Here is a 12885-nt window from a genome sequence, read left to right as displayed (position 1 = left end):
ACCCAGCACTATGTTACGGTGTCACAACATACTCCAATTGCTGTTTGCATAATTGCTGACTGTTGCCCAGCAGCAGCTGATTTTCGATAGAGCGCAACAGGCTTTTAATATCTTCAAACTTATTAACCAATAGATGACTACTGCGGCTGGCCTTGCCGGTTAACCACTGATCATAGCCATCCTTTGCCCATAACCGATAAGAGTTCAAAACAGACTTATATTTTATTGCTGCCGACTCAACAAGTGCATCCGCATGATGATATTTACCAAGAATGGTATAAAGTGCAGACTCCACATAAATTGATTTTGGCATAACGTCCAATACGCTTGTCACAAAATCAACTATCAATGCAGCATGTTCATCGGTAATTTTATTCTCGATTGCTTTACTGTGGTCGATCCAGCCAATCAGGTTCATCAAGAATGTACACAATTCGTTTCTTTGCTGAGCAAGTGTTGCCAATAATGGTGCAATCACCTCAGGGTATGCCTCGCTCTCTTTAGAAACAGCCAACATCTCATGGGCCGCCATAATGCTACCCATATACGATGAAAGTTTTTCAAGATAAAAGAGCTGATTTTGAGTTTGAATTTCAACAGCAATTTTATCTATCGACGCCTGGATTTTATTGAGCTTTTGAGAGAGATAGGCGGTTTGAATCACTATCGCAGCGAGAATAATCCCGGTTGATAACCCGACCGCTAGGCCGATGCTTTTCTGCATGGCGGCGGTGGCTTTCATCAACTGCTCGACATTAACGCCCTGGCTGACATCTACCGTCATCTCTTTAAAGGGAAGGTGCTTGACAATACTCCCCGCGCCTTCTACCAGTTTTTTACCCTTGGCCCAATAAATGACGCCTTCACGCAGGCGCATATGGCCCGTTTCGATCAACTCGCGAATCTCAGGGTCAACTTTGGCCCAATCAGGCACCATAATCACTTTGAGCGTCTCTTCAAGCATCTTAATATCCTTGTGTTGTCAAGACTTGTGTTATCAGATTCAGTTGAACGGGTTACCGTGACGATGGAACTCACGCAACATGGTGATATGGATAACGCACGGCAAGGTGACTCGCAGTGCAGGCCCCTCTACCACAGCACTGAATAATCCACCGACGAGCCCAAGTGGACTAGAAAATAATAATGCTCTTGGCAGCAACATAGCTCCAGCCGCAGCAGCCCCACCGAATGCACCCGCCAGTACGCCCGATATCACACTAAAATCCCTGACCGTCCACTTTAAAGGGTCGATATTATTCACTTGATAGTCATTCTTCATGGTTTTAATAAACGCTTCCCGCTCAGCCTGCGTCATCTTATCCATCTGCAACTCCAGCACCTTGGCCACTATCGCCTGCTCGAGGGTCTGCACATCACTCTGCTTGTCTATCACGCAGCCAACGGATTTTGCAGTAAACTGCACAATATCCTTATACGCGGCCCCCTTTCTGGTCACGATATTTAATGTTGTCGAGTTGCCATATGTTTGCAGTTCTGTGCAGATGGCTTGCCATGCCCGAGAAAAATCATGCTTGTTTGCTTTAAATTCGGGGTTATTGGTCAAGGTTTCAGCCAATCTTGGCTTGCCATCACGATCAATTGTCAAATAACTAACCAGTGGCGCGAGTTGCTCATGGGTGCAGTGAGCAATAAATGCCAGATCTTCATCTTCTCTGTACTTGTAATATCTGCTTGCAATATTAATATCCATATTCACGCCACCAATTCATGATAAATATCAATAAAATACTACGCCCTCACCAGTCAAGTCCAAGGGATAACCCTCTACCTTGAACGACAATAAGCAAAATGAGAGCTGCCGCACAAGCGGCAGCTCTCGCCTTGATTTGATGGACGATAGGTCGATCACTCGCCCTTATCGCCGGTGATGGCTTTCACATCGCTAAGCAGGGTACCGAACTTGCCATAGTTGACCTTGACCCCGTCATCGAGATCAAGCCGGATGCGCATATCTGCGTGGTGTTTCAGCTGATCATCAAAGGCGCGCAGCTCGGCCAACTGTTTGGTTAGGCTGTCAATTTCTTTGCCAATGCGTTTGGCATCGCTGGTGCTGGCCTCGGTTTGCTGCAGGCGCAAGCGTTCGATACGCCCGGCCATCTGACCGAGCAGTGGTGTCACGTACTCGGTGCGCATTCGCGGCAGGGTCGCTTCGTTATAGCGGTGCAGATAGACCAGACACTCAAAGGCCTTCTCTTTACCTGAACTAAACAGCCAGTAGATGGGGCGCTTCTTGTAGGTCTTGAGGTGGTCTTTATAGAACTGGGTCGAGAGATAACGGCGCACGGTTTCGCGGGCGGTTTCGCCGCCCTTTTTCGCCGGCTTGATCGCTGCAAGGCAGAGGCTATCGGCGATAAATTGCAGGTTCTCTTCCAACGTCTCAGCCCCCCAGGCGGTGCGGACAAACTGCTCGAATCGCGCCGCCACATCATCGGGGAACCAGTTATCGGCGGTGAGCGGCAGGATGCCATCCTCATCGGCGGCAAAGCTGGCATAAGCGCCCTCTTCCACCAGAGCCTTAAAGCCCTCATTACCGGTATGGGCGTACACCAGCCCCTCACGGTCGAGGGAATAGCGGCCCATCATGCAGCCAATGGCGTAGGAGATCAGCTCACAGATAGTATCACATTGCAAGCGAGCATCACGCTCTTCATAAGTTAAGTTTCCACCATATCTATAATGGGGATTGCATGTGAGAGTAACCTCATTGATAGGAACCTCTACATATTCAACCCCTAAGTGTTTGGAATAATAAAGTTGAAGGTCATTTTCCAAACTTTGTACTTTTGAAATCAAATCAACATTATGTTCATAGTAACATTGTACTTTATCTTGTAACTTATCTTTCCCATGAACAACTGGCAAGCAACACAAAAAGCTATTTTTGAAATCAAATGATGTTTCTACACTACTCCAATCATATGCATGTATTTCTATTAATTTCTTTATGATGTCAACATCTTGAGTTGTTGCATTATTTATAAATGGCAGCTTTAAGAAATAACCACCAGAGAAATGCAATGTTGGATTAATTGCAGGAATCAACCTCTTTATATATTGAGAGTTACAGAATCCTAGTGCTTTATAACTAGTCTCTTGATTTGAAAAAAATGCTGAATGCCCAACAGTATCGAATATGAATCCATTGGGATAACTTCTAAACGAAGTTATAGATGAAGTTACATCTGACCAACTAATAGACTCTTTGAAGTAATATGACTTACTTCTTATAACAGACTTAGGTTTAAACGCTTCCAACTCAGCGCCAGAATTTGCCCAATTTACAACATAATCAACATTCCCATACCATTTCCTGAATGCGCCACCTTTGTTATATGTGCACCATTTACGACCAGAAAGAATAAATTCTTCGGAATTTCTACATCCAAACGCCACATTGTCAAGACTCACCTCAAACCAGAATCTCAAAAATCTATTTGTATCTCCTGTCGAAAGACCTTGCTTTGCATTTGCAAACGTAGACATCTTTGGTAAAGAGCGAACAACCGATAAATCATTTTCTCCAAGCCAGTACGATATTGGAGTTCCATCTATATTATCAAAGCTAGCTGGCTTAGCCTCATAGAGCCAGCCACAAGATCTTTTTTTAATAGCTTCTATAACTTTTATCGGTTGCATCTCATCGCCAGGAAAATCTGTCAAACGAATGAATGTACCTTGATGTGATTTGTGCACTAAGCCTTTTTTAACCGTAAATGTACATAGTGGCACTCGCACACTACCTGATGCATTATATTCTAGTTGTATTAGTGATGTAATCGTGTTATTCAAACACAAAAATTTACGAAGCGACGAAAAAGAATCTATGAACATCCAAACCATTGGGGTCATGAATGAGGAAAAACAATTCTCTTTAACAAGTTTTAAATTGGCAATAATAAATGCAGCATATAAATCCTTACTGCCAATTTTGTAGTGTACATCTAAATAACTCTTAACATCCTGATTTAAATATCGATAACCTATATATGGTGGATTTGCGATCACTGCATCATAGCGTGTAGCCAATACGCTGGCTTGCTTGAGCAGTGGCAGTAATTCCTGGGCGGCTGGTTTTTGCATGGCATCACCACTGATGCTCAGGGTTTGTAGCGTGGCACAGAGTTCGTCGATGGCCTGCACCTGCTCGGCGGGCACTTCGATAAGCGACCCCAAGGTTTTGGCAGACAGGAAACGCAGGTGCAAATCGTTCAGCAGACCCAAGCGCGGGTCATTACTCGCCAAGCTGGCCGGTGCAACAGCAAACAGATCCTGGCTTTGACCACGATCCCACTCGGCATTGAGGTTAAGGGCTTGCCACAGTGTGGGAATATTGAGGTGGCGGCTCTCCTGCAAAGCGTGGACGTTAAGCTTGATCTCCCGTGAGAAGAGACGGCGATCATCCTGACGGGCACGCATCAGCAGGGCGAAACCGGCCAGTTGTGCGGCGCGGTCGTCAATATCGAGGCCATAGAGGTTGTGGCTCAGGATAAGCGTGGGGATATCGCGGCTGCGGTAACCGCGCTCTTCGTAGATGCGATAAAGCAGGTTATAGGCTTCCACCAGAATATGGCCAGAGCCACAGGCGGGATCGAGCACCTTGATGGACTCAGGCTCGATACTCGCAGGAGTCATCTGAGCAAGTTCAGCTAGCACCTCATCTGGCTGCTCACCAGAGGCGACATAGTAGGGCATGGCCTGCTGTAATGGAGAATCGGGATAGGTCTGCAGCCAATAGCGCCCCACCGAATTTTGCACCAGATATTGGACGATCCAGTTAGGGGTAAACAGCTGGGTGGCCGCCGGGATATCTTCCGATTTCACCACCTTGCCGATCACCTGCTCTTTTTTCTCGCTGATATAGAACTGATAGAGCCAGCCAATCACCTCAACCTGAGTCCAGTCCTCTTCCGGTATCCCATCCACCAGTTCACGCCAGAATGCATCGGTACGGGTCAGGCCGGTGGGCAGCAGCAACTCGGTTTCGTCGTCGATGGCTTCAAACAGAAAAGGCATCGCCTGATGCAGGCGGTGGCACTGACCGAGCAACAGCTCACGGAATAACGCCTCTTGCTCGTTCCCCGCCAGCATCAACTCGAGCAGCGCTGACTTATCAAGGGAAACCCCTTCGCTCATTAAGGATTCGATCACCTCAGGCGCTCGGTCGAGCACCTCAAAACCCTGGGGCTGGGTAGGGTGCGAAAGCAGGCGCACCCCGTGCTCGAGATATCCCTCTTCGCTTTTCAGCTCCATAAAGCGGATAGCGCAGAAACGGTTGAACCAGGTGTAGGCCATCTGCTCGATCAGTTGAGCAAATCCCTCGTTTGCCACTCGCTCTTGCAGACGGGTAATGGCCGGGGCAAAGCGAGCAGGATGGGTAAAACCCGCCACTTGCAATACATCGCCACTGATTGTTGGGGCACTCACACCCTTGGCGGTGATACCAAACTCACCGGCACGGGCGGTAATGGCTTTAATAAAGGCGGTACGCGCCCGAGGGGCGACTTTTTTCAAGTTGTTGGTGTTCATCTTTTTCTCATTATTTTTATTTGAGCAACGTGTGCTAGCTGATGACGGGCTTAGTCATCTACCGCCCCGCACAGATTGCGGATCCCTTGCTTTAAATCATCTCGAAACTGGTTAAAGGTCGGCATATCCAACCGGTCGAGTTCGATAGCATTCACCACAGGTAAGAGATCACCGCGGTGATAATCGGGGTTTCCCAAATGGTGCCCCAGCACCAGCTTGGGGGCGCGAGCAGGTGAGCGATCATTGCCGGATAGCTGGGTTTCAAGCTGGGCACAATGTTGATAGGCATCAGGCTTACACGAGCAGATAAGCCAGGCTTCTGAAGTCGGTTGCGGCACCATGGCAACGCCTTGACCCGCAAAGCCTGCGGCGCGAAACCCTTCATTCACGGCCTGCACTAGATCGTTCGGGTCATGAGGCTCGCGATTGGTGCCGTCTGTGTCGTGAAAGTAGATCGCCAGCTGAGCTTCGGTGAGTGAACCGGTCTGCTGAGCTAGCTCACCCAATACTGCGCCTCGCTTGCTATGAATGAGATAGCCTTGCTTGGTCTTTTTACTGGGCAATTTGATGGCAGAGCTTTTTACCAAGGACTTCATCTCTGCCGGGGCCACCAATACCGAGGGAATGGCGTGCTCCTGCTGCAAGTCGAACAGGTCAGTATTCCAGTCTGGTAAATGACGCCCCAACAACCGATGAGCCAGGCGTAGCATGGGACCGACCTCCAGATCGTCGCCATGAGCATAGGCTTGGGCATTACGACTACGGCCCATATCGGTCGGGCCTTCACCGAAGGTTAGTAGGGTACGCAGCATGGTTAACCCTCACCACGGGAGGGATCAACCATCTGCTCAGCAGCCTCTGCGACTCGAGTCAGCGACAGATCCAGCATCGACTCTCCCGGCGAGAGACATTCCAACCGCTCGGCGGCCATGGGCACATCAAACAGGCGTATCGCCCGGCTGATGCCATCTGGCCGCTTGTAGATCAACAGCACACTCTGGCGGGCAATGTCATCTTCTAAGTAGTTGAGCACCAGAGGACTGTGAGTGGTCACCAGCAGTTGCTTGGATGAGCTAACCAACGCATCCACCAGCGCCTCGGTGATCTCGGGGTTGACGCCATTCTCAACTTCGTCGAACAGTACAAACTGATATGGGCTGAATTGCTGAGCCAAAATAGCCAGCAGACGCAGCATACCGTCGTTGATATGGCGGGCCTCGGTGACCATGTCTTGTGCCAGCAAGCTTTCCTGCCCATCTTGGGCAGTCGCTTGATAGCTCTCATGTAATTCCAATTTGATCGCGCCACCGCGCAATACGCTGGTGTGGATCTTGGTGACCTGAGGATAGTAACGCTGCAATCTTTGCAGCAGTTGATCTCGCTGCACAGCTTTAAGCTGGTGAATAAAAGCGCCCAGTTGCTGACCACCACTGCCTATGTCATCCGTCAAATCCGACAGACGGGTTTTACGCCGCAGCTGTTCTGGTGAGAGTAGATCGAGAGAACGAATCGCTTTGATACGTTCGCGCAGTTCACGTAGCAATGGTGAGAGCTGATTGTCTTTGAGCTGAGAAAGCAGTGAGCCTTCGTAAATAAAAGGAATTTCGTTCCATTGTGATGGGTCTGCACTTTCCGAGCGGTGCCAATATTTACCCGATTTAAGCTCGTAGATTGCACCATCTACACGAACAATGATTTCGTATTGCCTGGCACCCTCCAGTACTGAGCTTCTTACTTTCACCTCCTCCCGTGTGCATGCTAGTCGAACGCGATTAAACGTTGCCTCCCATCGCAGTAACAACCCATCGATATCTAACTCTAACGCCAGTTCAATATTGGATTTATTACCGAGGCGACTCGTGAGATCGGCAGCCGACCAGCCACGGGCATCCAGCCACTCCCTTACCTCGCCACTCATGACATGAGAGGCGAAATCGAGCGCCTGCAGCACAGTGGTTTTTCCCGCACCATTAAGCCCAATCAAACAGTTAAAGCGAGAAAGCGGCAGGCTAAAACCAACCAACGATTTAAAGTTGTCTATTTCAAAATGGGTCAGCATGTGCTGCTCCTTTTTTGATTGTTCCGCAGATACTCCTCTTGCCAACATAGGCAAGAGGAGTATCTATTTGATCGTTATTTGATCCGCACCCGTTTGCCACCATCAATGGCCTGCTGCAAGCGGCTACGCAACTTGCCCAGATAGGCTTCGATATCCTGCTCAGTCTCAATAAAGAGGTGGTTATCGCCCAGCAGCTCGGTGGGGGAGACCAGTTCGATCGGCTTAGGGGTGGGCTTAGGTTTGGCAACCGGCTTTTCAACAGTCGCCTGGGCGCTACCGCAGCTCGTCCCTGCGGCTGGCTCCTGGACCTGTGACGGTGCGGATACGCCAACATTTCTGGCAGCTTCAGCACGGTCTTTTTCTTCCTGCAACTGCTGCGCACTGAAGCGGTTGATAAGCTCGATCACCTTGTCTTCTTCGTCATCAGCCTCCTTGACCAGACTAACCAGCTCATGGAGCGAGACGCTCTTGCTGACCCGTTCTTTGAGCAATACAAAGGGGCGCATGGCCTGATTTTGTAGATCGCTTGGCAAGTCACTGACGGAAGATTTGATTCCCATTTGGGTTCGTTCGATAGCTTGCAGGCTCACTACCCGCTGCTGCTCAACCAAACGAAGGTTAATCGCGCTAATCTGCTCAACCAAGGTGCCGACGTTACGCAACTTGGCATAGGGCTGCTTGTCATCATGAATAGCTTGCAGTTGTGCCAATAGCGCTGCGGCATCCGGGTCTTGCTCAAGCGCATGACGGTTAGCGCGGAACTGTTCCCCCAAGGCGCGGTGCAGTTGCAGCCAGGTGTCAAACTGTCGGGTATAGAACTCTTCAACCTCTTCAAAATCTTCAGCAAAATCCTGCAAATCATTGGCCTGGGCACATAGCGCTTCGATCAGGGCATAACTGTTATTTCCCAGATCCAACAGGCCTGCCACCAGTCGTTTGCCACTCTCCAGCACGCTTTGTCCAGGGCAATGGCCTTGCTTTGCCTTGAACTCGAACTCTTGAAGCAGTTTCTGCCACTGGCTTAGCTCGCCTTGCAGCTTGCTCGCCAGCTCTTTTTCACTGCTATCGAAAGGTTTTTGGAAGATCTCTTTGGCAAGACGTGCAGCCTTCACAATCTGCTGCTCGCTATGCTGGCGCACCCGGCGAATACGCAGACTGGTATGGCTGCGCACCGAGGTGAACTGGTCATAGCTGCGATTAAGTGGCAGATCGCCGTTAGGGGTCGATAGGGCAGCCTTACCCAGCAACACCAGATGGGCGACTTGCAGCATCACTTCATCACGGTTCCAGCCATAAGGGCGAGCACTGAAACGCTCAAGCAACTCTTTGAGGTAGACCGGCTTGTTCGCCTCTTCCGATACATTCAGGTAAAACTCAATTTCTTGCTTGGCACTGCTGTTCGGATCCTGGTCACCCAGATGCATGTTGAGCTGCGCCGTATCATCAGCAACGATCACCGCTTTAAGCTCTTGCATCGGGTTGGCACCGCAGCTCTTGAGCAAACTGAGCTTTTGGAACGAATTCTCGATCACGTAGCTAAAGGCTTCATCGAGCATATTCGCGACACTGCCTGACTTGGTCTGTAGCTCGTTGCCAATAGCAAAAAACTGAGCCTGCTTTACCAACTCCTCAAACAGCGACTTCAGACGATTGCGGCGCTGAGTATTCTCCAACGCCTTTTCAGCCAACAGCTTCTCTTGTTCCGGCCGCTGGATACGGTTACCAGCCAGAAACTTCTCGGTTTTAAGCCAGGTATCAAATTCGTCCCATAGCCGCTTTTCATCAGGCAAGCGGATCACGATGCTACCTTGACCTTCCAGACTGAGCGCCTTGCAGCCCTGATCGTTGTAACCATCGAAGTTGGCATCAAGCGGAGAGATGACTTTGAGCACCAGATCAGTCTGCAAGCTGCCATCGAAAGGATGACCGTTACAGAAACGACTCACTGGATAGTCTTGTTTGTTGACAGGATAACGATACTGGCGGCGCCCTCCCATTACCTCATCAAAAATGACCTTCGACAGCAGACGTGTAATTTCAGTGCTCTCGACCAGAGTGTGTTTGATCTCCTGCTCGACCTCTTTCTCTTCGTTGGTGAGGAACACATATTCATCACCGTTGCGGGCGATCAGCAGTTGATTCTCCAAGCGCTGCAAGCTGGCCTCGATCCGTTTTCTGAGCGCGACTTTATCGGTATCAATCTCTTCGATTGAGAGGGTCACCAGATTATCGAGCGTGGACTTAACCAGATCGACATAACGGATCAAAAACAGTGACTTGAGGATGCTGACATCATAAGGGTCGAGGCTCTGTTTCTCAGCCGCCTGTTCGAAAATGCGTTTGACGTTGGTATCCAGAAACGATTCGATAGCCGGATAGAAGGCATGGAACGGCACCAATACCCCAACACCTTGATTCATCTGCTGACGTGCCGCATTTTGGAACGCGTCCAGCAAAGAACGTTCACCACGAGAAAGGTGTTTACCTGTTGCCCCCACTTTGCGGATCGCTTCAAACACCTTCTGCACAAGCAAGTACTGATAGGGAATGAAAGGGTAGTGATCGACAAATTCGACGTTGTCGCGATAGTTCGCCAACTCGGCAGTCGTAGTTGCATCAAACGCCAGCTGGTTGCGCAAGATATCGCCTTTCTGAATAAACAACTCAGCAAGCTGATCTTTAGCCGCTTCTGTTTTTTCGAGCAGACGCTTTTGGATGACTTCGTTGGTATTGGACGAGGAGAGGGAGATCCGGGTATGAAAACGTCCCTGGATTTTTGAGAAATCCTGCCCTTTTTTCGCACTGAGATCGCCAAGTACGGCATCGATATCCTCTTGTGAGGTAACGATAACCCATGCACGTCCACCACATGCAGTCCCCAGATTCTCAGTGATGGTCTGCAGTTTGAGCATCATCTGGGTGTTATTGCCAATAAACTGACCGACTTCATCAACCAGGAAGATGATGCGTTTGCCATCACCTCCACTCTCTTGGGCACTGCGATCCAGATACTCCCGCACCCACTTGCAGAAGTTGCTGATATCGAGCGTAAACATGGACTCCAAGTTTTCCATGCTCTGCACCGAGGAGGCTTCCGATTGGCCTGTGGCGTGAGCCCAGGCTTGCGCCATTTCATCGCGGCAGAAGCCATAAGCATCACGTTCCTCTTCCCAAGAGGAGCCAGTCAACTCGGCAAATTTGCTCTTGAACGCTTGATATTGATTACGAGCATCGAGCTCTCGCTCAAGGTGTGCAATATGAGGATGATCGGCGCAATAGCCGAGCCGCTCGTTAAACACCCGCAGGAACACTTTCAGGATGGCATCTTCTTTATCTTCAGTATCAGCACGACTGTCGATGTTAAAAAGAATCACCTCAGTTTGACGATTCACCGCTGCGTGAATATCGCTGTAGAGCAGGTTGTCACTGATCTTATCTTTGAAAAAATCGATAGCAGCTTTGCTCTGCTCACCGTGAACGGCTCTCTGGTTACCCAACAGATAAGAGAGAATTTTGATAAAGTGCGATTTACCGGAGCCAAAGTAACCGGAGACCCAGATACCTATCTTACCAGCCACGCTGGGATCATCAGGATGGGTGACGCCAGGCAAATAGGTCTCGAAGAAATGGCGGAGATGGCGATCAAGTTCACGGGTCACCACATATTCATCCAACTCAGTCCAGATAATTTGCTCATCCAGCTGTTCGGCTTTCACCACGCCATTGATTGGACGATCCAGTTGTTTGGTAAATAGCTCTTTGATTTGCATCGATGATCCCATGTCTCTTGTTTGCAGGTTACCGTTCTTGTAGCGGTTTAGTGATTTACGTTATCGCGCCATTGGCTTACCAACAGCTGAGGTTCGAAAGTTTTTGTAACGAAACAACCCCTCTATGCCACTTCAGTCACAGCTCATTGGCCTATCTCTGAAAACCAAGGTGGCTATCCACCTTGGTATTTTGAAGCATGCGGCACTAGCTGGAACGCACGATAGTAATTGGCTGTTGCCACTTCGGCGCGATCCAGGTCAAAGGGATAGAGCTCAAGACCGTTGTATCGCCCTGGATAAAACAGCACCAGAGGGATCGCGCCCATATGTGCATGAAGAGCATTGAGCAAGCTGTGGCCACGAAGTAATGGCCAACATTGGCCAAGGCCGGACAACAGCACAAACTGCGGATTGGTCGGACGAATTTTGCTCATCAAATGCTGGGCAACACGCCCTTGCTCGAGAGGGCCTTTCAACGCTTTGGCCAACTCATCCGTCCCTTTTTTCAATTCCAGTTCAAAGGCCTTATCTAACAGCTTTCGTCCCTGCAACATGTCGAGTAGTTCTTCAAACAAGTTGAGGTGCAAAAATTGCAGCCCTTGCTTGCGCACCTGGAGCAGGCTTGATTCGAGATACTCGCGCACGATCAACTCAAATTGAGGCGGATAATCGAAGATATAAAATCCGATCTCCCCTCCCAATTCTCGGTTGTTCAAGAAACTGTCACTTTGCAAGCGCGCTTCTATCTGCTCCAAGCGAGCCTTAAGTTGCGGCTCGCTATCCCACCGCACCTTCATCGTGCTGACTCCATCGCCTCATAGGCTTTTGGACAGCCCAAGCGCATCGACCACTCTCTCACTTCGGGTAACAGGTAAAGATTCTGCAATTTTCTCGAACGACCAGACTCCAGATACCCAACATCTGCCAGGATCTTAAAAACGTTATTCCCCATTTTCTGAATTGAGCTCGCTGAAAATTGTTCAAGGCCATCAACAACCCGTTGCCGAGACAAAATAAATTCCTGCCAGTCATCGCTACGCAGTGATTCTCGATACATGCGCCTAGCATCGGAAACAACCGTTGCCATAAAATCGCCTAGAACGGGAGACTGACATATGGTTGCCAGCAGTAACATCTGCTTTGCCAGGTCATCAGACACCTGCAGCAGTGCAGTCCAGAAATCCCGTCCCATCGGCTCAAGTCTTTTGCGAAGAGTTGATGCCATCCGCTTAGCACTATGCACAGAGGTTTTTTGTAATGCATTTTCGTTAACAATGGCATCACTCCAGCTCACTTCATCCTGATGTTGTAGCAGTAGTTCAGCAACCACTCTGCTCTCACGCAACATGATACTGCCACCGATGATGTCGCCCAGATATGCTTTGGCCGTCATAACTACTCTCTATTCGACAATGGGTTCTAAGACGCGGTTATCATACGCGAAACGAGCCACATTGCCTTTAACCAAGCGCACAGTTATCCCTCTGGGGCTGCCTGAACGACGAC

8 protein-coding genes are annotated in these 12885 nt (G+C 49.5%); all 8 read right to left on the bottom strand.

Annotated elements, in window-relative coordinates:
* Window positions 1-13: 13 nt before the first annotated feature.
* A complete protein-coding gene (locus tag BN1133_RS02640; RefSeq protein WP_050665001.1) occupies window positions 14-964 on the bottom strand; it encodes a hypothetical protein in 951 nt (316 codons plus the stop codon).
* Between the two features lie 39 nt (window positions 965-1003).
* Window positions 1004-1714 carry a DUF3944 domain-containing protein gene (locus BN1133_RS02635; protein WP_153006715.1) on the bottom strand — a complete coding sequence of 237 codons (711 nt, stop codon included), beginning with the start codon at window positions 1712-1714 and terminating at the stop codon, window positions 1004-1006.
* Window positions 1715-1869: 155 nt separating this feature from the next.
* Window positions 1870-5550: a BREX-1 system adenine-specific DNA-methyltransferase PglX gene (gene pglX / locus BN1133_RS02630; protein ID WP_050664999.1), complete on the bottom strand. Its 3681-nt coding sequence runs from the start codon at window positions 5548-5550 to the stop codon at window positions 1870-1872.
* 50 nt (window positions 5551-5600) lie between these two features.
* Entirely contained in the window at window positions 5601-6362 is a 762-nt protein-coding gene (locus tag BN1133_RS02625) for a hypothetical protein (RefSeq protein ID WP_050664998.1), read from the bottom strand.
* A gap of 2 nt (window positions 6363-6364) precedes the next feature.
* Complete coding sequence (locus tag BN1133_RS02620) at window positions 6365-7609, bottom strand: AAA family ATPase (protein WP_050664997.1); 1245 nt, start codon at window positions 7607-7609, stop codon at window positions 6365-6367.
* A gap of 74 nt (window positions 7610-7683) precedes the next feature.
* On the bottom strand, window positions 7684-11379 hold the full coding sequence (brxC, locus tag BN1133_RS02615; RefSeq protein WP_050664996.1) for a BREX system P-loop protein BrxC: 3696 nt from the start codon (window positions 11377-11379) through the stop codon (window positions 7684-7686).
* A gap of 173 nt (window positions 11380-11552) precedes the next feature.
* Window positions 11553-12176, bottom strand: coding sequence for a DUF1788 domain-containing protein (locus BN1133_RS02610; protein WP_050664995.1), 624 nt, complete (start codon window positions 12174-12176; stop codon window positions 11553-11555).
* Window positions 12173-12772 carry a DUF1819 family protein gene (locus BN1133_RS02605; protein ID WP_050664994.1) on the bottom strand — a complete coding sequence of 200 codons (600 nt, stop codon included), beginning with the start codon at window positions 12770-12772 and terminating at the stop codon, window positions 12173-12175. The genes BN1133_RS02610 and BN1133_RS02605 overlap by 4 nt, the downstream gene beginning before the upstream one ends.
* Between the last annotated feature and the right edge of the window lie 113 nt (window positions 12773-12885).

The sequence above is a fragment of the Aeromonas schubertii genome (assembly GCF_000820105.1).
GTDB lineage: Bacteria > Pseudomonadota > Gammaproteobacteria > Enterobacterales > Aeromonadaceae > Aeromonas > Aeromonas schubertii.
Note: the sequence above shows the minus strand (reverse complement) of the source record. Positions and strands in the feature narration are given on the sequence as shown.